This is a genomic window from Pseudidiomarina andamanensis, assembly GCF_009734345.1.
Lineage (GTDB): Bacteria > Pseudomonadota > Gammaproteobacteria > Enterobacterales > Alteromonadaceae > Pseudidiomarina > Pseudidiomarina andamanensis.
On record NZ_CP032551.1, the window covers coordinates 542,961 to 564,175 of the forward strand.

21 protein-coding genes are annotated in these 21,215 nt (G+C 46.7%); 18 read left to right on the plus strand and 3 right to left on the minus strand.

Annotated features, from left to right (window positions below; translation table 11 throughout):
• The first annotated feature begins 8 nt into the window (after window positions 1–8).
• Entirely contained in the window at window positions 9–650 is a 642-nt protein-coding gene (maiA, locus tag D3795_RS02630) for a maleylacetoacetate isomerase (RefSeq protein WP_156266040.1), read from the plus strand.
• Window positions 651–781: 131 nt separating this feature from the next.
• Window positions 782–3,253, plus strand: a complete 2,472-nt coding sequence (locus tag D3795_RS02635) for a S9 family peptidase (protein ID WP_156266041.1) — start codon at window positions 782–784, stop codon at window positions 3,251–3,253.
• Window positions 3,254–3,353: 100 nt separating this feature from the next.
• On the opposite strand, the gene rne is transcribed toward D3795_RS02635, so the two are convergent.
• Complete coding sequence (gene rne / locus D3795_RS02640) at window positions 3,354–6,371, minus strand: ribonuclease E (RefSeq protein WP_156266042.1); 3,018 nt, start codon at window positions 6,369–6,371, stop codon at window positions 3,354–3,356.
• Window positions 6,372–6,920: 549 nt separating this feature from the next.
• Here rne and rluC point away from each other — a divergent pair.
• From rluC to D3795_RS02720, 16 genes are all read left to right on the plus strand, one after another.
• Window positions 6,921–7,886: a 23S rRNA pseudouridine(955/2504/2580) synthase RluC gene (gene rluC, locus D3795_RS02645; protein WP_156266043.1), complete on the plus strand. Its 966-nt coding sequence runs from the start codon at window positions 6,921–6,923 to the stop codon at window positions 7,884–7,886.
• A complete protein-coding gene (locus tag D3795_RS02650; protein ID WP_156266044.1) occupies window positions 7,883–8,524 on the plus strand; it encodes an HAD family hydrolase in 642 nt (213 codons plus the stop codon). Before rluC ends, D3795_RS02650 begins: the two co-directional genes overlap by 4 nt.
• 53 nt (window positions 8,525–8,577) lie before the next feature.
• Entirely contained in the window at window positions 8,578–9,186 is a 609-nt protein-coding gene (locus tag D3795_RS02655) for a Maf family protein (protein WP_156266045.1), read from the plus strand.
• Window positions 9,187–9,230: 44 nt separating this feature from the next.
• Window positions 9,231–9,755 carry a 23S rRNA accumulation protein YceD gene (gene yceD, locus D3795_RS02660; RefSeq protein ID WP_156266046.1) on the plus strand — a complete coding sequence of 175 codons (525 nt, stop codon included), beginning with the start codon at window positions 9,231–9,233 and terminating at the stop codon, window positions 9,753–9,755.
• A gap of 19 nt (window positions 9,756–9,774) precedes the next feature.
• Window positions 9,775–9,945: a 50S ribosomal protein L32 gene (rpmF, locus tag D3795_RS02665; RefSeq protein WP_034729259.1), complete on the plus strand. Its 171-nt coding sequence runs from the start codon at window positions 9,775–9,777 to the stop codon at window positions 9,943–9,945.
• 21 nt (window positions 9,946–9,966) lie between these two features.
• Window positions 9,967–10,995 carry a phosphate acyltransferase PlsX gene (gene plsX / locus D3795_RS02670; RefSeq protein WP_156266047.1) on the plus strand — a complete coding sequence of 343 codons (1,029 nt, stop codon included), beginning with the start codon at window positions 9,967–9,969 and terminating at the stop codon, window positions 10,993–10,995.
• An 8-nt stretch (window positions 10,996–11,003) separates the two neighbouring features.
• A complete protein-coding gene (locus D3795_RS02675; RefSeq protein WP_156266048.1) occupies window positions 11,004–11,963 on the plus strand; it encodes a beta-ketoacyl-ACP synthase III in 960 nt (319 codons plus the stop codon).
• Window positions 11,964–11,976: 13 nt separating this feature from the next.
• Window positions 11,977–12,894, plus strand: a complete 918-nt coding sequence (fabD, locus tag D3795_RS02680; protein ID WP_156266049.1) for an ACP S-malonyltransferase — start codon at window positions 11,977–11,979, stop codon at window positions 12,892–12,894.
• A gap of 1 nt (window position 12,895) precedes the next feature.
• Window positions 12,896–13,642: a 3-oxoacyl-ACP reductase FabG gene (fabG, locus tag D3795_RS02685; protein WP_156266050.1), complete on the plus strand. Its 747-nt coding sequence runs from the start codon at window positions 12,896–12,898 to the stop codon at window positions 13,640–13,642.
• 151 nt (window positions 13,643–13,793) lie between these two features.
• Window positions 13,794–14,033, plus strand: a complete 240-nt coding sequence (gene acpP / locus D3795_RS02690; protein WP_092855100.1) for an acyl carrier protein — start codon at window positions 13,794–13,796, stop codon at window positions 14,031–14,033.
• 45 nt (window positions 14,034–14,078) lie between these two features.
• Window positions 14,079–14,879 carry an aminodeoxychorismate lyase gene (gene pabC / locus D3795_RS02695; protein ID WP_156266051.1) on the plus strand — a complete coding sequence of 267 codons (801 nt, stop codon included), beginning with the start codon at window positions 14,079–14,081 and terminating at the stop codon, window positions 14,877–14,879.
• A complete protein-coding gene (gene mltG, locus D3795_RS02700) occupies window positions 14,840–15,859 on the plus strand; it encodes an endolytic transglycosylase MltG (protein ID WP_216648964.1) in 1,020 nt (339 codons plus the stop codon). The genes pabC and mltG overlap by 40 nt, the downstream gene beginning before the upstream one ends.
• Window positions 15,859–16,491, plus strand: coding sequence for a dTMP kinase (gene tmk / locus D3795_RS02705; protein WP_156266053.1), 633 nt, complete (start codon window positions 15,859–15,861; stop codon window positions 16,489–16,491). Before mltG ends, tmk begins: the two co-directional genes overlap by 1 nt.
• A gap of 3 nt (window positions 16,492–16,494) precedes the next feature.
• The gene (locus tag D3795_RS02710) at window positions 16,495–17,460 is read left to right on the plus strand and encodes a hypothetical protein (protein ID WP_156266054.1); all 966 of its coding nucleotides are present in this window, start codon (window positions 16,495–16,497) and stop codon (window positions 17,458–17,460) included.
• Complete coding sequence (locus D3795_RS02715; RefSeq protein ID WP_156266055.1) at window positions 17,442–17,807, plus strand: PilZ domain-containing protein; 366 nt, start codon at window positions 17,442–17,444, stop codon at window positions 17,805–17,807. Before D3795_RS02710 ends, D3795_RS02715 begins: the two co-directional genes overlap by 19 nt.
• Window positions 17,808–17,831: 24 nt before the next feature.
• A complete protein-coding gene (locus tag D3795_RS02720) occupies window positions 17,832–18,614 on the plus strand; it encodes a TatD family hydrolase (RefSeq protein ID WP_156266056.1) in 783 nt (260 codons plus the stop codon).
• 210 nt (window positions 18,615–18,824) lie between these two features.
• Here D3795_RS02720 and D3795_RS02725 read toward each other — a convergent pair whose 3' ends face one another.
• Window positions 18,825–20,168 carry a sodium-dependent transporter gene (locus D3795_RS02725; protein ID WP_156266057.1) on the minus strand — a complete coding sequence of 448 codons (1,344 nt, stop codon included), beginning with the start codon at window positions 20,166–20,168 and terminating at the stop codon, window positions 18,825–18,827.
• 33 nt (window positions 20,169–20,201) lie between these two features.
• A complete protein-coding gene (gene ansA, locus D3795_RS02730) occupies window positions 20,202–21,212 on the minus strand; it encodes an asparaginase (protein WP_156266058.1) in 1,011 nt (336 codons plus the stop codon).
• Window positions 21,213–21,215 lie beyond the last annotated feature (3 nt).

Genomic DNA, 21,215 nt, shown 5'->3' on the forward strand with positions numbered 1-21,215 from the left:
AGTTGATTATGGAGCTCTACGGCTACTGGCGTTCAAGCGCCAGTTACCGGGCGCGAATTGCGCTCAACTATAAGCAGTTAGACTACAACTACATTCCGGTTCACCTCATTAAAGAAGGTGGCGAGCAACATAAGCAATCGTATCGTCAGCTTAACCCTAATGGGTTAGTACCGACGTTAGTTGATGGCAGCGTTATTTTGCATCAATCGCTGGCAATTATGGAATATTTGGATGAGAAGTATCCAGAGCCATCATTGTTGCCGGGAAATGCACAAAAGCGCGGTGCAATTCGGGCGCTTTCGTTAGATATCGCCAGTGAATTACAACCGTTAATTAATTTGCGTGTGCAGCAATATTTGGTGCGTGAATTAGGTGCTGATGACAACGCGAAGCAAGCCTGGTTACAGCACTGGTTCCGGCAAAGCTTCACTGCTTTTGAACGTAATCTCGAAGAAGTCGCTGGCAAGTATTGTGTCGGTGATGAATTTTCGATGGCTGATATCTGCTTAGTGCCGCAAGTGTATAGCGCTGAGCGGTTCGGTATTTCTCTCGATGAGTATCCGCTGCTGCGCGAAGTCTATGCGCGATTGGTTGAGTTACCGTGGGTTGCCAAGGCTCATCCGAGTCAGCAACCAGATGCGGAAAACTAACCGCAATTACCTTGAACTTCATCGCACAAAGTGAATGCCCAGCTCGTAAGTTGCTGGGCATTTTGTTTTAATGAAACGATTTTAAAAATATATAGTTGTTTACTAAGGCTTGATTAACAAGGACCATAACAATGAAAACAAAAGTTGCAATAGCGATTGCCGCGGCTTTGATGAGTGCTTCGTGTGCAATGACCGAGGCACCTGCAGCACCGCAACAAATAACCCCGCCAACAGTATTAGCGACCGCCGAGAATAATCAGGCCATTGCTGGTCAAGTGTTGACGTTAAAGCAAATTATGTCGGATCAAGATTGGGTGGCGCGTTCACCAACCAATGCCTATTGGATGCTTGATGGTAGTGGCGTGTTGTACCAGCAAAAACGCGAAGGCTCTGTACTTAGCGATTGGTACCATCAGCCGCTCGATAAAGAAGCACATCAAGTGCCGTTAGATAAGCTACATAATTATGCGTATAACGATGGTATTTACAATTCGGATAAATCGCTACTCGCATACACTTTTGAAGGTAATGTTTTCGTTCGTGATTTAGTTAAGAATGAAACCCGCCAACTGACTCGTGATGAAGAACGGCAATCGCAATTGGTATTTTTAACCAACGGTCACTTGGCGTACCGTCAAGAAAATGACTTTTTCAGTGTTGACCCACGCTCTGGTCTTACGGAACAAATTGCGGCTTTAGCGTTGCGTGATAAACCAAAGGCAAATAGCGAACCGAAAGATTTTATTGCGCGCGAACAGCAAGATCTGATTGAGTTTGTTCAAGTTGAGCGCAAGAACAAAGCCGACCGTTTTGCGCAACATGAAGCGTTGTATGCAGGTAATGCTTCACTGGCGCCTGAACCATTTTTCTTGGGTGAAGGAAAACAAATTGTTGCAACCAGTTTGTCGCCAGCAGGCGATAAATTGATTGTCGCGATTAGTGCGCCGCAGAAGTGGCGTGAAGACGGCGATATTATGCCGAACTACGTCACTGAAGATGGTCGTGTTGCAGCTGAACCAGTGCGTTCACGCGTGGCTGATGCGAAGCCAGTTGAGCATGAAATTTTAGTGCTTGATTTGGCATCAGGTGAGCAAACAACGTTGACATATAATACGTTGCCAGGCTGGAACGAAGATGTGTTGGCTGAAGTACGCCGTGAGAACTATGCAGCTGAAGGTAAAACCTATAAATCAGAGAAAAAGCCACGCCCAATTACATTGATGCAAGATTGGGGCTGGCAAGCGGGTGCGATTCGTTGGACTGACGACGGTGAGCATGCGGCACTGATGTTAGAGGCGTGGGATAATAAAGATCGTTGGATCGCCTCAGTGGATTTCGCCGGTAAGCGTTTTGTAAGCCAAGACCGTTTGCATGACGACGCATGGATTAACTACACCCATAATGAATTTGGTTTCTTGCCAGACTCAGATACCTTGTGGTTCCAATCAGAAGCCGACGGCTACTCGCATTTATATGTGAAGCCATTAAACGGCACAACCAAACAGCTAACGCGCGGTAAATACGTTGTTGAAGATCCAACCGTTAGCAGCAATGGCGAATTCATATACTTCAGCGCCAATAAACCACATCCAGGTAATTATGAAATTTACCGTGTGCGTACGGATAACGCTGAACTTGAACAGTTGACGGCGCTGGGTGGTATCAATAACTATGAGTTGAGTCCACAAGAAGATAGTTTATTGGTCAAGCATTCAACGGCGTTGCAACCTGAAGAACTGTACGTACAAAAGATAGGTTCAGATACAGCACAGCGTTTGACTAATACGGCAACTGAACAATTCATGAGCTTTGATTGGGTTGCGCCTGAAATTGTGCCAGTACCGTCAAGCCACGTTGCTGATCCTATTTATACCCGTGTTTATTACCCAAAAGACTATGATCCGAACCGTGCTGAGAAATATCCTGCCGTTGTGTTTATTCATGGCGCCGGATATTTACAAAACGCGCATGCAGGCTGGTCTGGGTATCAGCGTGAGTTCATGTTCCATACATTCTTAACCCAGCAAGGTTATGTGGTATTGGATTTGGATTACCGTGGCTCAAAAGGCTATGGTCGTGATTGGCGTACGGCAATTTATCGTCAAATGGGCACGCCAGAAGTTGAAGATTTAGTTGATGTGGTGAAATGGGCAGGTGAGAATACCAATGTAGATACAAACCGCATGGGTACTTACGGTGGCTCTTATGGTGGTTTCTTGACGTTTATGGCGCTATTTAAAGAGCCTGGTTTGTTCAAAGCGGGTTCGGCATTACGCCCAGTAAGTGATTGGGCGCATTATAATACCGGCTATACGTCAAATATTCTGAACCTGCCAGATGATGATCCGATTGCATATCGTCGCAGTTCACCAATTTACTTCACTGAAGGTCTCGAAGATGCCTTATTAATCAACTCGCCGATGGTTGATGACAACGTATTCTTTCAAGATAGTGTTCGTTTGGTTCAGCGCTTAATTGAGCATGAGAAAGAAGATTTTGAGACGGCTATTTTCCCAGTAGAGCCGCATGGTTTCCGTCAGCCATCAAGCTGGTTGGATGAATACCGTCGTATCTTCAAACTGTTTGAGGAGAACCTGAAGTAAATTCAGGTTCGTTCGAACCACAAGTGAACGCCCATAAAAAATCCCAGCACTAAGCTGGGATTTTTATTTGCGCATCGATTACGCAGAAGATGACCGACACTTATTGGGTTTTGGTCATTTCCGCGTATGTTACTGAACGAGCTTCGCTGAAACTCGCCGCGCGTGCATCTTTATTAAATGGCAAACGTACGTCGCCAGATGCAACCGCTAGCGGTGTGAAGCTATCGGTGCGTTCAACGGCACTGGCTTTCGCCATTGGTGCAGTTGTAACGCGTCCACGCACATGTGGCTTCTTCGTTGCAGCAACAGGTTTTGTTTCCGCTTGCTCTGCTACTATTTCAACTTGCTCAACCGATTGTTCGGTTTTGCTTTCTTCAACTACTGGCGCGTTAGTTTCAGTTGAGTCTTTGGCTGTTGTTTCAACTTTCGCTTCAACTTTCGTGTCAACTTGTGGTTCGACAGTTTCGTTGTTTGCCTTCGTCTCAACCGGAGCATCTTCTACCTCAGCTGAAGTGACTGGCGCAGAAACCTCTGGCTCGGCTGAAACTTCAGGTGTTTCCGGTTGCTCGACCGGTTTTGCTTCTGCAGTTTCTGCGGTAGCTTCTGACGATTGCGTTTCAACGACTGGTGTTTCTGCAACTTCTGACTCTGCAGAATCACTCGTAGCATCTTCTTGTGCGGCACTGTCTTGTTCTGCTTTACGACGTTGACCAGCAGCACGTTGATGACGCGGTGAACGACGGCTACGATTGCGACCACGAGGTGTTGCTGTATCGTTATCGTCAGCGTTGTCGTTGGTTGCATCTGCAGTAGCGTTTGCAGATGTTTCAGTTGTCGCCTCAGTTGTTGCTTGATCGGCCTGAACTTCATTTGCAGCCGCTTCAACTTGCTTGGTAGCGGTTGCGTCAGACGTCACATCCGCTTCTGCAGTTTCTGGCACGGGTTGCTTTGCAGTTGGTTCTTGTGCCGATTCTGGTGATGTAGCTTGAGCTTGCTCTGCAGCCTTCTCACCGGTTACGCGCACTGATTGATCCAATTTGCGACGTTGACGGCGCTGCTTTGGTGCTGTCTTACGCTCTTCGGCAGTAGCTGCTGACTCAGAACCTTTTGCTTCAGTTGTCTTCGCTGCAACGTTGGTATCTTGTTCAACGTTTTGCTTATTGCGATTACGACCACCGCGACGACGTCCGCCACGCTCATTACGTTGCTCTTTCTGATCGTCCTTCGGTGCCTTGGTATCGCTTGCCTTAGCTGCTTCAGGTGCATTCGCTTCTTTGTCTTGATCGCGACCACGACCACGGTTATTACCACGACGACGATTGTTGCCACGATTATTACGGCGTTGGTTATTATTGTTACGACGTTGCTGATTCGATTTTTTGTTCTTATCAGATTCCTTACTGTCGTCGTCACTGCTGAATAAGCCAGCTAACCATTTACCTAATCGGGCGAATAAACCAGGGCCGGTATCAGCTTTCGTGGCGGGCTTCGCTGCTGCTGCAGTTGGCGTGGGTGCTGGTGCGGCCGGTGCTTGTAAACCTTTTAAAGCCGGCTCTTCAAAGCTTGGCTTGTCTTTGTTTAGTACAATTTCAGTGCTGGTATCTTCAGGTTTTTCGATCAACGTGAAGCTGTTAGCTTCCTCTAACTCATCATTACGTAAACGCTTCACATCGAAATGCGGCGTTTCAAGGTGTGGATTCGGAATGACGAGAACCGACACATTATGACGTTTTTCAATGTCGAAGATTGACTGGCGCTTCTCATTTAACAAATAAGTCGCAACCGTTACCGGTACTTGCGCTTGAACTTGAATGGTATTGTCTTTCAGTGCTTCTTCTTCAATCAGACGCAAAATAGACAGGGCCAATGATTCAGCTGAACGAATGGTGCCGTGACCGCTGCAACGCGGGCAGACATGATTCGATGCTTCGCCAAGCGATGGACGTAAACGCTGACGTGACATTTCTAACAAGCCAAAACGTGAAATGCGTGCGACTTGAATACGCGCACGGTCTTGCTTCAGGCTATCACGTAAGCGATTCTCAACTTCGCGCTGATGACGGGTAGGGGTCATATCGATAAAGTCGATAACAACCAAGCCGCCAACGTCACGCAGGCGCAACTGACGTGCAATTTCTTCGGCAGCTTCTAAGTTGGTTTGAAACGCCGTTTCTTCGATATCGCCGCCCTTGGTAGCGCGAGCCGAGTTAATATCGATTGAAGTTAGTGCTTCGGTTGGATCAATTACAATTGAACCACCTGATGGCAAACGAACCTCGCGCTGAAACGCAGATTCAATTTGGCTTTCAATTTGGTAGTGATTAAATAGTGGTACATCACCTTGATAAATCTTCACCCGATTGACGAAATCAGGGCGAATTAAGGTGACGTGATCACGTACTTGCTCGAATACTTTTTGGTTATCGATAAGCACTTCACCAATATCACGACGCAGATAATCGCGAATGGCGCGAAATACCACATTACTTTCTTGGTGAATTAAAAACGGAGCAGGGCGCGAGCCGGCGGCTTTTTCAATGGCATCCCAGTGATGCAAAAGAACGTTTAAATCCCACTCAAGTTCTTCTTGTGATTTACCAACACCAGCGGTACGAACAATTAAGCCCATGCTGCTTGGTAAGTTTAATGCATCGAGGGTTGCTTTTAATTCACTGCGCTCATCACCTTCAATGCGGCGTGAAATACCACCGGCACGAGGGTTGTTTGGCATTAACACTAAATAGCTACCAGCCAATGAGATAAAGGTTGTTAATGCGGCGCCTTTTTGGCCACGTTCTTCTTTATCTATTTGAACGATAACTTCTTGGCCTTCAGAAATAACGTCTTTAATATTCGGACGACCTGAAAACGAGTAACCGTCAGGGAAGTAGGTTTTAGCAATTTCTTTGAGAGGTAGGAAACCATGGCGTTCAGCGCCATAATCAACAAACGCAGCTTCTAAGCTCGGTTCGATGCGGGTAATTTTACCCTTGTAGATGTTGGCTTTCTTTTGTTCATGACCAGGACTTTCAATATCCAAATCATAAAGACGCTGGCCATCGACCAGCGCAACGCGCAATTCCTCTTGCTGCGTTGCATTAATTAACATTCTTTTCATTGTTTGTAGCTCGTTATGTCGGGCTACAACACAGTACGACAGGCGTTCGCCATCGCTATTTCGAGATTGAATTGTTTTCTATTAGGGTTACTAACTAACACCTAACATCCCCCGTTTTACTACTTGGTATAAACGTGAGACTTGCAATTTGTTACCAAGCCGAAATGCGCTTGTAAAGGCCATACTGCGTTGCAGCATTGGTTCTTCAATTTGGTTTGATTTATTAAAAGGCGGTGCACTCAATCAATCTTCAAAACACAATTCGGTGAAGATGAGCCAATGATATTCCGTGCCATCAACTTCTCGATGCCGTTGTATATAAACGAGCTTTCGTAAGCTGAGGTGGATGAATTGGCAGTGATGCTTTCCGCTCAAACCACGCGTTAAATTTTTTCTTTTCTCGCATCAATGCGGGCATTTACCTGCTACGCATGATGTACCGCTCTCAGTTTAACCGGTGCGGATTTTTCCGGTTCTTGATTATCCCACGAAATTCGTTGTAAATACAAGATGAACATTGTCAAGAGCTCATGCTAAAATCCGCGCCCTATGAGCGAACAAACAACAATTTCACAAGGTGTGCGTTTTCAGACCGTTGAATCGGGCTATCAAGACCAACGCATCGACAACTATTTACTTGCGCAGTTAAAAGGCGTACCCAAGTCATTGGTGTACCGTATACTGCGTAAAGGTGAAGTGCGGGTAAATAAAAAACGCGTCAAACCAGAGTATAAGCTTCAAGTGGGTGATGTAATTCGGATTCCGCCGGTACGTGTGGCTGAGTCGAACCCGTTACCATCAGCGAATCTTGATCAGGTACAAGCCTTACAACATCAAATTCTGTACGAAGATGATGTACTGATGGTACTGAACAAACCGGCAGGTTTAGCGGTACATGGCGGTTCAGGGTTGCAATTTGGATTAATTGAAAGTTTGCGCGCGTTACGACCCGATGCGAAACAAATAGAGCTTGTGCATCGACTTGACCGCGAGACAAGCGGTTGTATTTTGATTGCGAAACGTCGCTCTGCGCTACGTAGCCTGCATGAGCAGTTACGTAACAAAACCATGGATAAGCAATATCTTGCTTTAGTGCGTGGGCATTGGCAAAAGCATGTGAAATTTATTGCCGCACCGTTATTGAAGAACACTTTGAAGTCGGGTGAGCGGGTCGTTCGTGTTGATGCCGAAGGTAAGCCTTCAGAAACACGCTTTCGTATTGTTGAGCAATTTACACAGTGCACCTTAGTAGAGGCTTCGCCGATTACTGGACGAACGCATCAGATACGTGTTCATGCCTTACATGCAGGTCACCCCATTGCCTGTGATCCGAAATATGGTGATAACGAGTTTGATCAAGCAATGCAGCAAGTGGGGCTGAACCGTTTGTTTTTGCACGCCCACAAACTTACGTTTAAGCATCCACAAACGGGCAAAGATATTACGGTTGATGCGCCGCTAGATGAGACGCTTCGACGCACACTAAAGCAATTAGGTGGCCATAAATTTATATGAAGTATCCACTGGTGATTTTTGATTGGGATGGCACCTTAATGGACTCGGTCGGGCGTATCGTCTCGTCGATGCAACGCACGGCCGCTATCTTAAAACTGCCCGAGCCGACGGTTGCCGCGGTTCGTGAAATTATTGGAATTAGTCTAGAGCCGGCAATAGAGACCTTATTCGGGCGTTTATCAGCGACGCAATTCGAGCAGTTTATGACGGTATATCGTCAGCAATACGTGCACGAAGATATCACACCATCGCCATTGTTCTCTGGTGCTCGCGACACGTTAGAGATATTGCGTGAGCGTGGCTACACGTTGGCGGTAGCAACCGGTAAAGCGCGGCATGGATTGGAACGGGTATGGGAAGAGGCTGATATTCGGCATCTCTTTCATACGTCGCGTTGCGCCGACGAAACCGCATCAAAACCGAACCCGAAAATGCTCTTGGATATTCTCGCCGAAACAGGCTTCCAGGCCGAACAAGCGGTTATGATAGGCGATTCAGTTCATGATATGCGTATGGCAGAAAATGCCCAGATGGCGCGTATTGGTGTGAGCTTTGGCGCCCACGATGCAAAGCGTCTGCAAAATCATCAACCAATAGCTATTATTGATCAATTGAGCGAACTGAACGACTACGTTTGAATGTTCAAATTTACACGCTGCAATAACGAACAAAAATTTTAAAGAGTAACGTCATGACCGCATCGATAGTCTTAGCATCGACATCTCCGTTTCGTCGCGAGCTACTAAAAAAAGTAGTGCAAAACTTCGCTGTAGCAGCACCGCTTGTTGATGAAACACCGCAACCACAAGAAGCGCCGGAAGCTCTCGTTGAGCGTTTGGCAATTGCGAAAGCGAAAGCGCTTGCTGCAAATTACCCTGCGCATGTGTTAATTGGCTCTGATCAGGTCGCAGTTGTTGATGGCGAGATATTGGGTAAGCCGGGCACGTTCGAAAATGCGGTAAAACAATTACAAATGATGCGCGGCAAAACCGTGACGTTTTTAACTGGATTGGCGGTTTATGATAGCGCTCAACAGCGCCTGCAATCATCGGTTGAGCCGTTTCATGTGACGTTTCGTGAAATTACCGATGCTGAAATTGCCGCTTATGTGCAACGTGAACAGCCTCTGAACTGTGCGGGTAGCTTTAAAAGTGAGGCGCTCGGTATTAGCTTATTTTCGCGTTTGCATGGTGATGATCCGAACACATTAGTCGGCTTACCGCTCATTCGCTTGCTCGCAATGTTGCGCGAGTGGGGAATTAACCCGCTCGTTGACGAAAACAGCGAGCAAAGCCAATAAAACCACTTGTGTTCAGCCGTTTAATCCTTTAACATTCGCGCCCTATGCAGAAGGTTCGAGTACCGATTACGGTAGATCCGGTTAAAAGTGCCGGCAAACAATTGACTTATATCGGAATCGTTCCGGGGAAGTCGCTTGTTCGTTTACAAGAGTTGTTGTTGGAAGCCTGTCCTGATATTGATGTATCACTTAATTTTGATATAGACGAGCAGGGCATTAAACGCATTCGCGGTGAAGCACAGGTTACGGTGCAAGCAAGTTGCGAACGCTGTGGTGACCCAATGACGGTGCCGTTGCAGAGCACATTTATATATGCTCCGCTCACACGGCGACAAACGGCCACCGATATGCCAGAGGAATACGAACCGATTGAGCTGGATGAACTCGGTGAAGTTAATCTGCATGAACTAGTTGAAGATGAGCTGATATTGGCAATGCCTGTGGTGGTTAAACACGACGAGCGCGAATGTCGGGTAGATAGTAATGCAATGAAATGGGGAGTCATTGATGACTCACCGGAAGCAAAGGATAATCCTTTTGCGGTATTGCAAGAATTAAAGCGTAAATAAACTTAGGAGATAGCGTAAAATGGCTGTACAACAGAATCGGAAAAGTCGTTCGAAGCGCGACATGCGTCGTTCTCACGATGCACTGAGCGGCCCTACACTGTCGGTTGATTCTACCTCTGGTGAAACGCATCGTCGTCACCATGTAACAGCTGATGGTTTTTATAAAGGCCGTAAAGTAGTTAACAAGTAACCAGCATTGGAAAGTGAGGCAATGGCCACACTGACAACACTGGCGCTTGATGCAATGGGGGGCGATCATGGCCCCTCAATTGTTATAGACGCCCTGCAAAGGGCGTTAGATGCATTTCCTGACGTTCATTTCATGGTCGTCGGCGACGAAGAAGAACTCCTTCCATTACTTACTCAAGCTAAGCTTGCAAATCACGCACGCGTTACCTTAAAGCATGCGAGCCAAACTGTGACCATGACCGATAAACCCGGTTATTCACTTCGTGCAAAACCTGATTCATCGATGCGTGTTGCCTTAGAACTTGTTGCTGCTGAAGAAGCTGCAGCTTGTGTTAGCGCAGGTAATACCGGCGCTTTGATGACCAAAGCTTATTTCACCTTAAAAACCTTACCAGGTGTATTGCGACCGGCACTAATGTCTGCGATACCGCAACAGCAGGGCGGTTCGGCGTTTGTACTTGATTTAGGTGCGAACCCAGTTTGTGATTCCGATACGCTATTCCAATTCGGTGTGATGGGCTCGGTAGCCGCACAAGAAGTGCTCGGTATTACCAAACCGCGCGTTGCTTTGCTGAATATGGGGGAGGAAGAAATCAAAGGAAATGATGTGGTGAAAGCCACTGCAGCCTTACTACAACAGTCACAACAGATTAATTATATTGGCTTTATTGAAGGTGATGACCTATTCGCTGGAAAAGCTGATGTGATTGTGTGTGATGGTTTTGTCGGCAATATCGCGCTAAAAAGCTGTGAAGGTTTAGCTGACCTTTTATTGAATAATATTAAAGCAAATATTCATGCCCATTGGTTAACCCGATGGTTTGTGAAACTCTTCTATCAACGTTTACAACGCTCATGGGATTGGTTGAAGCCCGACCACTACAATGGCGCGAGTTTGATAGGATTGCGTGGAGTGGTTATAAAAAGCCATGGTGATGCCAATGCGCGCGCGTTTTATAGTGCCATTGAACAAGCCGTGGAAGAAACTCAACGCGATCTACCAACACGAATTCGTGATCGAGTAGAACAAGTTCTGTTAGAGCAGGAATAAACGTTATTATGCCATCAGTAATTGCAGGAACTGGCCATTATTTACCGGCCCAGCGCCTGACCAACACTATGCTAGAGCAACGTGTTGATACAAGCCATGACTGGATTGTTGAACGCACGGGAATTCACGAGCGCCGTATTGCCGAGCCTACAGAGAGTGCTGTAACAATGGGCGCTGCCGCGGCACGTCAAGCGTTGCAAGCAGCAAACATTAACGCCGATGATATTGATTTGATCATTGTGGCGACTACGTCGGGCGAGCGTGCTTTTCCGAGTGTTGCGTGTGAAATTCAAGCGGCTCTCACCGAAAATAATATTCCAGCATTTGACGTGGCGGCCGCCTGTTCCGGTTTTATCTTTGCTTTGAGTGTGGCGGATCAGTACATTCGGAGTGGTATGTATGGGAAAGTACTGGTTATTGGCTCCGATGTTTTATCACGGTTGTGTCATCCGGATGACCGCAATACACTCGTATTGTTTGGCGACGGCGCCGGTGCTGTCGTGCTTGAAGCAAGTGATCGCGCTGGTATTATGTCGACGCACCTGAACAGTGCCGGCGAATTTGCAGATTTATTAGGTGTGAATCATTTATCGCGTACCTCACCTGAGCAACTCGGTGAAGCCTGGATGTATATGAAAGGCAACGAGGTATTTAAAGTGGCGGTCAGTAAGCTGAGTGAATTGGTGGTTGATACCTTAGCCGCCAATAATATGCAGGCTTCAGATCTTGATTGGTTAGTGCCACATCAAGCGAATTTGCGCATTATTAAAGCAACTGCAAAGAAGCTGAAAATGCCGATGGATCAAGTGATCACCACGTTAGAATACACCGGCAACACGTCGGCAGCGTCAGTGCCGATTGCACTTGATGTTGCGATTCGCGATGGTCGTATTCAGCGCGGGCAAAAATTATTATTAGAAGCCTTTGGCGGCGGATTCGCCTGGGGTTCAGCATTGATTGATTATTAATAAGGAAGCATTCATGCGAGCTTATGTTTTTCCAGGGCAAGGTTCACAAGCCGTTGGTATGTTGGCAGATGTCGCGGCAGAATATCCTGTCGTCGAAGAAACGTTTGCACAAGCTAGTGCCGTTCTCGGTTACGACCTGTGGAAGTTGGTGCAAGATGGCCCAGCAGAGCAACTTAACGAAACGCATCGCACACAACCTGCACTGTTAACCGCGAGTGTGGCGCTGTATCGTGTATTAGAGCAGGCTGGTGTTCCAGCTCCTGAAATGATGGCTGGCCACAGTTTAGGCGAATATTCAGCATTGGTTTGTGCAGGAGCTTTAGCTTTTGAAGAGGCGGTTGTGCTAGTGGCTAAGCGCGGTGAATTTATGCAAAGCGCAGTACCTGCTGGCGTTGGAGCCATGGCCGCGATTATCGGTTTAGACGACAAGTTAGTGGAACAAGCATGTGCGGAAGTTGCGGGCGATGAAGTTGTATCGGCTGTCAATTATAACTCGCCAGGTCAGGTTGTTATTGCTGGTCACAAAGCAGCAGTCGAACGCGCTGGAGACGCTTGTATTAAAGCGGGTGCAAAACGTGCTCTGCCGTTGCCGGTAAGTGTGCCATCGCACTGCTCTTTGATGCAGCCAGCCGCAGAGCAACTTGCTGTCGAACTTGGTAAACTCACCGTGAATACGCCGCAAGTACCGGTCGTCAATAACGTTGACGTCGCCGCTCCGCGTGAAGCGGATGAAATTCGTGATGCCTTAGTTCGCCAACTATACTCGCCAGTACGTTGGACTGAAACTGTTCAATACCTCGCTGAACAAGGGGTAACTGAAATGTACGAAATTGGTCCAGGTAAAGTTTTAACTGGCTTAACTAAACGCATTGATAAAGCGATTCAAGGCGACGCCGTGAACACGGTCGACGCGATTGCAGCAAGGAAATAATATGACTGATTTAATGAATCTTGATGGCCAAGTGGCTCTGGTTACAGGTGCCAGCCGAGGCATTGGAAAAGCAATTGCACAGCAACTTGCTGCCCGTGGTGTAAAGGTAGTTGGTACGGCTACTACCGAAAGTGGTGCGAGCGCGATTAGCGAGTACTTAGGTGCTGATGGGGAAGGCGTTGCATTAAATGTAACGGATGAAACAAGTGTTACGGCTGTTTTAAAACATATTGACGACACTTATGGTCAACTTGATATTTTGGTTAATAACGCCGGTATTACCCGTGATAACTTGTTGATGCGCATGAAAGACGATGAATGGGATAGTGTGATGGACACAAACCTGAAATCAGTCTATCGCTTGAGTAAAGGCGTGATGCGCGGCATGATGAAACGTCGCCAAGGGCGTATCATTAATATTTCATCGGTGGTCGGAACTACTGGTAACCCGGGACAGACTAACTATTGTGCTGCAAAAGCTGGATTAGCTGGATTTACCAAAGCATTAGCAAAAGAAATCGCAGCGCGCGGTATTACCGTGAACTGCGTTGCGCCAGGTTTTATCGATACCGATATGACCAAAGCGTTGACAGAGGATCAGAAACAAGCGATTTTTGCCAATATACCGGCAGCTCGCTTAGGACAACCTGACGAAATTGCAGCGGCAGTGGTGTTTTTAGCATCGCCAGGCGCGGCTTATATTACGGGTGAAACCATTCACGTGAATGGCGGAATGGCCATGGTATAAGTGAATATGACGGCATTTTTTGCTTCGGCAAAGAAGCCAAGGGGTATGACCTGTCAAGGTTGGACCATTTTTTGCTTTATTATTGCCGTCGCATTCACTACACTAAGCCCAATTTTGAACTCATGACCTAAAATCAAGGGACATATATACAATGAGCACTATCGAAGAACGCGTTAAAAAAATCATCGTTGAACAACTAGGTGTTAAAGAAGAAGAAGTAAAACCAGAAGCTTCTTTTGAAAATGACCTCGGTGCAGATTCATTAGATATCGTAGAGTTAGTAATGGCTCTCGAAGAAGAATTTGAAACTGAAATTCCAGACGAAGAAGCTGAGAAAATCAGAACTGTTGAAGCTGCGATTGAGTATGTGAAAAATCACTCAAACGACTAAGCCGAAATAGCGAGAAGGGCGGAATGAGAATTCCGCCTTTTTTGTATGTGGCATAACGGCCAGTTTATCTCCCAATCTTCCCTCGATCGTGGCCTGCAATTTGGCGACGGGCACTTCACTACACTCGTCATACGACACGGTCAACCTGAATTTTGGCCACGCCACTGGCAGCGTTTAGCGGAAGCCAGTCAACGTTTAGCGATGGCGTTACCACCGCGTTTTGAAATCGAACAACTTTTAACGACAATCGCACAACAACAACCGGATTGTGTGGTCAAAATCGTTATTACGCGTGGGTATAGCGAACGCGGTTATGCACCGCAGACCGCAGCTTCAGTAAACTGGTATGTAACAACGGCGCCATTATCACCATGGCAACAGCGCGCTTTGCATGTTGAAAGGGCTGAACTCCAATTAGCCATACAACCACGACTAGCTGGTTTAAAAACGTTAAATCGGCTCGAGCAAGTGTTAGTGGCGCAAGAACGCATTGAACGGTGCGTAGATGATTTGATTGTCTGCGATAGTAACCTTCACATTGTAGAGGCGATCAGTAGCAATTTATTCTGGTATGATGGCGATAACTGGCGGATTCCGCAGTTAAAAAACGCCGGCATTGCCGGTATTATGCAAGCAGAAATTTGTGCTGCGGTGCTGCCTGAAGCAAGACCCACGTTAGCGGTTTGGGACGATTTAGTATCGGCCGAACAAGCCTTTGTGTGTAATACTGTTTTAGGGCCGCGCCCGATAGGTCAAGTTGGGGCAAGACCATTGCCGCAGCAAGTATTACCAGAGGTTGTGAACACGTGGTATTTAAACGTTTTATCCAAATCTTCGTCAGCTTAAGTGTTATAGCCGTCGGCACAGTCGCGGCCGCTTTATGGTATAGCTATCACCAGCTGCAACAACCTCTCGCTCTCAAGCAATCCATTTTATTTGAAGTGAAGCGCGGTATGCACGCGCGAACCATTTTAGAACAACTCAATAAGCAAGGCGCCACTATTCAAGTTACTCCTGTTTATGTAGCAAGCCGTTTATTCGATGTACCGCAGCGTTTGCAAGCTGGTGTGTACGAAATTCACCCGGCTGATAGTGTTGCCACGGTCTGGCGAAAACTTCGCACCGGCGACCAGTATTTATTTCAGGTGACGTTGGTTGAGGGACGCACCTTTGCTGAGTGGTTAAAGATTATCGCAAGTTCAGAGCGCTTGGTTCTTAGCGCGGTAGATGACAAAAAAATCAATATAATCGACGTGTTGAACCAGCGTTTGGGCACACAGCACGCATCTTTTGAGGGGCTACTTTTCCCTGATACCTATCATTATATGGCGGGTACCAAAGCCATTGAAATATTGGTAAAAGCGTACGAGCGGATGCAATCGGAGCTGACAGAAATTTGGGCACAGCGAAGTGATGATTTGCCCTATGAAAAGCCTTACGAGTTGCTTATTATGGCATCTATTATTGAAAAAGAGACTGGTATTGGCGGTGAACGTTCGAAGGTGAGTTCTGTGTTTGTAAATCGGCTGCGTAAGGGAATGCGTTTGCAGTCTGATCCAACCACAATATATGGTATTGAAAACTTTAATGGCAACTTAACGCGCGCTCATTTACGCGAACTCACGCCATTTAATACCTATCGTATTGATGGTCTGCCGCCAACACCAATTGCAATGCCAAGTCGTGAAAGTTTAATCGCGGCGGCACATCCTGAACAAACCGAATACTATTATTTTGTCGCCGATGGTACTGGTGGCCACGTTTTCTCGAAAACACTGGTAGAACACAATCGTGCGGTGAATCGTTATCAAAGGAATCAAGGTTAATGCCACTGGGCAAATTTATTGTCATTGAAGGGTTAGAAGGCGCCGGTAAAAGTTCAGCGATTGCCAGTGTGGTTGCCCATTTACACGCCAAAGGTATTGCGACGCAAACCGTTCGAGAACCGGGTGGTACGCCATTGGCAGAGGCCATTCGTGGCTTGGTGAAGCAGGATTGGGACGAGCGTTTAACCGCCGAGACTGAATTATTACTCATGTACGCAAGTCGCGCACAGTTGGTTGAAAACGTAATTAAGCCCGCATTGCAAAAGGGTGTTTGGGTTATTGCCGATCGTCATGATTTGTCGTCGCGAGCCTATCAAGGTGGCGGTCGCCAGTTAGGTGACGAGAAACTCACTACGCTTCGCCAATTGGTATTAGGGGAATTCGTCCCAGATTTGACGTTATTATTGGATGTTGATCCGAAGCAGGGGCTTGCGCGTGCTCGTGAACGCGGCGAACTGGATCGCATTGAGCAAGAAGATCTTGTCTTCTTCGAGCGCACGCGCGAACGATACCTTCAAATTGCTCGAGATGAGCCGAATATTTGTGTTGTGAATAGTAATCAAGCGATGGCGGATGTGCATCGCGATTTACTGAATCAGCTTGAGCAACATTTGTTTCATGAGTACGGGTAAGATATGAGTTTACCTTGGTTACGTGATCCTTGGCGGCAGCTGGTTGCTGATTTCCACAGTCAGCGTTTTGGCCATGCACACTGTATACCTGATAGAAAAGGTTTGGGTGCCGAAGCTTATACGCATACTTTGGTTAAGTTTTTACTCTGTTTAGAGCCAAGCCAACAAGCCTGCGGTAAATGTAAAAGTTGCTTACTGATGGCTGCTGGCACGCACCCAGACTACTATGACGTTGCAAGCGAAGATAATCGCGCAATTGGTGTCGATAAAATTCGAGAGCTAACCCAAAAATTGCAACAAACAGCGAGCCAGCATGGTAGCAAAGTTGCGTGGATTAAAGATGCGCATCGCATGACCACTGAGGCAGCAAATGCGCTGTTGAAGACCCTCGAAGAGCCAAGTGCAAATACCTATTTAATACTTAGCCCTGAGCGTACCAGCGATTTATTGCCGACGCTACGCAGTCGCATGCGTCTACACACCTTTCATGAACCGAATCAAACGGCGGTTGAAAGCTGGCTAACACAACAGTTAGGGCGAACACTTTCGGAACCTGAGCGCATTCGAAGTCAACAGTTCCAAGGCGCCCCATTGACCGCATTAGCAGCATTGAAAGGGGAGATGGCCGATCCGGTCGATTTTGTTCAAATTATCGCGTACGCCATGATGAATGACGCACCATGGCCACAGCCCAAGAAAGATGATGTGCAGCAGTGGCTTGAAGCCTCGCTGGCATGGCTGCAAGAACTGGTTCGTATACGCCAGAGGGTCGCTCAACAACGCTTACATTATCCGCAACTGGCTCAAAGCGCGCAGGAATGGCTGCAACGAGAACAGATATCTGTTACAACATTAAACGGTTGGCTCGCTTTATGTTATAATTTGCGCAAAATTACACGTGAACAGTCCGGCTTAAACCTACCATTATTATTACAACAACAGTGGTTACAATGGAAACAAAGACCGTAGCAGCTGACGCTGAAGCAGACTTACCAAAGAAACGAATTGTGCTTGGTACTGAAGCGCAATTACGCCGTTATTACATGCCTTTTATTAAAGGCGGCGGGTTGTTTTTAACAACAGATGAACCGCTAAATATTGGTGATGCGTTTCTACTTGAAGTACGTCTTTTTGGTGAACAAAACTCAGTGTTGGTAAAATGCAAAGTCGTGTGGTTAGCCCCATCTAAGCCTGGACGTCCAGAACAGCAGGGCGTTGGTGTTCAATTTATTGACGATAAAGCCATGTTAAAAAACATGATTGAGTCAAAGTTAGCCGCTATTGGTAACACGGGCACACCAACCGCCACTATGTAACACATCTTTGATTTTGGAGTTGTTGTGTTTGTCGATTCCCACTGTCATCTCGATAAAATAGATCTCGCAAATTTTAATGGCGATTTTACTGCCATCATCGATGCCGCTCGTGCGGCTCAAGTTGAGCATATGCTGTGCATTGGCGTCACGCTTGACGATTTTCCCGCAATGCGTGAACGCGTCGCTGGTTTTTCTGATATCAGTATTTCTTGTGGCGTGCATCCGCTCTATGTTGCGAAACATCCGCTGAATAAAGCACAGTTAAAAGAGTGGGCTGCATTACCTGAGGTAGTAGCTATTGGTGAAACCGGTCTCGATTACTACTACGATCCTGAAAGCCGCCCGGTGCAGCAAGAGAGTTTTGCTTACCATATTGAGCTGGCGAATGAGTTAGACAAACCGTTAATTATTCATACCCGCGACGCCCGCGATGACACGATTGCGATGCTACGCGAAGGCCATGCTGACCGCTGCGGTGGTGTGCTCCATTGTTTTACTGAATCACTGGAGATGGCTCAGCAAGCAATTGAGCACCTCGATTTTTATATTTCTATTTCTGGAATTGCTTCGTTTCGAAATGCCGCCGAGTTACGCGATGTTGTAAAAGCGTTACCGCTTGAGCGCTTATTAATTGAAACTGATAGCCCTTGGTTAGCTCCGGTACCGCATCGCGGTAAAGAGAACCAACCCGCTTTTGTTGCCGATGTTGCGAAGTGCGTTGCTGATGTGAAAGGTGTGACGTTAGCTGAGGTAGCAGAAGTGACTACACATAACTTTTATTCGTTGTTTAAACGGGTGCGAACATAATTTTGTACGTTTTTCACACAAAAAATTCGCATTTTAAAAATTACGATCTAAACTAAATCTTACCCTCGAAATTTATCGAGTTAGCGCACGGCTCAATCCCTTGAGCCATTCCCCTAAGCTCGGGACAACTTGGATTCGTCCCGAGCATTTTTTTTGCCTAAAAATTTATTCATTAAAACAAGTAGTTAGACTAGGCAAGCGTAAGCTTTATTAACCCCGCCAGATGACTAATAAAATCAAAATTGGGCAAATGAATTTGACGTACCATGGCCAAACTTTCCAGAACCAAGTTTTATCAATTTCAGGCGCACCCTCTTGAAGCGCTTTAAGCAAGAAATGCTGGCGTAGAATCCACGTTAATAACAAACCGAATACAAGCGCGAGCAGCGGTTGCATGTACACGGTCGTAAACGTTACAACAGCACCGAATAAACTCGAGAAATTGTAAATAATAATCGCTGAAATAAGGCCGATAGTGGCGCCGACTACCCAAACCATTTGTGCGCGTGATTGACCGGTTTCTTCAACGAGTGCATTAACCGGCGCTTCAAGCATGGAAATGGATGAAGTAATGGCTGCGATAACCATTAACGCAAAGAAGGCGAGCCCCACCCATAATCCAGCATGTCCCATGGAATTAAACATCGCCGGCAACACGTTAAATACCAGTGTATCGCTCGACAATAGTTGACCGGCTTGGTCATAGATCACGACACCGAGCTCCTGCGCGGCAAACATTGCAGGCAGTATGAGTAGACCTGCTAGAAACGCAACCGAAGTATCGAGACCAGCAACCCAACCTGCAGTTTTTGGCAGGTGCTCATCTTTGGAAAGATAAGCGCCATAGGTCATCATGCAACAAACACCCAATGACAATGAGAAGAATGCTTGTCCCATCGCACGAATCACCAGGTTAGGATTCGTTACTTGTTCAAAATCAGGCGTGAGATACATTTTTAAGCCGTCAATAGCACCAGGCAGCGTTAAAATGTAAAGCGCCATGGCAATCAGCAGAACAAACAATAACGGCATAAGGCGACGCGACCAACGCTCGATGCCGTCGGTTACGCCAGAGCGCACAACATGAATGGTAAGTACAAGGAACAAGACCATCATGATTAAATTGCGCTCAACACCAAAATCGGTCAACCAAGTGGCTGCACTATGAAATCCTAGCAACTCGGCTAATGGCGCAAACATAAACGCGAGCAGCCAACCGGAAACAATGGCGTAGAAGCTTAGAATTAGCGAGAGCACAATTAATCCGACAATTCCGGTAAATGCACCGAAACCACGCCAAAATGGCTTATCGCTTAGCGCACGTAACGCCTCAACCGGATTACGTTGGCGCATACGGCCAATAGTTAACTCAGCAACCAACATTGGATAGGCGAGTAGGGCAACCATTAATAAATAAACTAATAGAAAGGCACCACCACCGTTTTGTGCTGCTTGAGTTGGGAAGCCCCAAATGTTGCCAACGCCAACAGCTGAACCAGCTGCGGCGAGAATGAAACCGATACGAGATGAAAAAGCAGGAGATTTAAGAGCCATATTATTATTCTTGTTGTTCTGTGATTATTCGGCTTAGGCGGTCAATTCACCACGTAAGTTAGTTTCAAGGAGATTATTTATTTCACGCTGAGATAAATTCTGTGACAACAAATAATGCAGTTTTGTGAGCGCAGCTTCAATAGTCATGTCATGACCGCTGACAACGCCAACTTGCGCCAACGCGTTACCAGTTGCGTAACCGCCCATATTCACCTTGCCTTTGAAACACTGAGTGCAGTTAAGCACAACCGTACCTTGCTCAATGGCGCGCTGCAAACTGGCAAGTAGTTTGGGATCTTGTGGGGCATTGCCGACGCCATAACTTTGCATAATGAGGGCTTTTACTGGCTGCTGCAGCATATTATCAAAAATTGCAGCTGAAATGCCGGGATATAAAGTCACCACACCAATTGCTTGAGGTGTTACGGAGGTTAAACGTAGGGGTTCGTGGCCAATGTCTTCAATGGTTCCAGCATCCACCGTAATTTGTATGCCGGCTTTCAGCAACGGCGCAAAATTTGGTGATGCAAACGCATTAAAACCATTCGCATCGGCTTTTGTTGCGCGATTACCACGATACAAGGTGTTGTTAAAAAACAAGCCGACTTCGTGAATTGGGTAGTTCGCCGCAATATAAAGGGCATTCAGAAGGTTAGTTTGGCCATCAGAGCGTAATGCTGCCAGAGGTATTTGCGAGCCAGTAATAATTACCGGCTTAGTTAAATTCTCAAACATGAATGATAACGCGGAAGCCGTGTAAGCCATGGTGTCGGTACCATGTAATATCACGAAACCATCGTAGTCATTGTAATTGTTCTGGATATCCTCGGCGATGTGTTGCCAATCGGCAGGGGACATATCCGATGAATCCATGAGTGGATCATACTCGTGAATGGTGAACTCTGGCATTTCGTCCCGATAGAACTCGGGCATGCGCTTTACACACTCTGTCAAAAAGCCAGACACAGGGATATAACCCTGTGTCGACTTTTGCATACCAATTGTTCCGCCTGTGTAGGCGACATAAATACGTTTTTTAGTCATGAA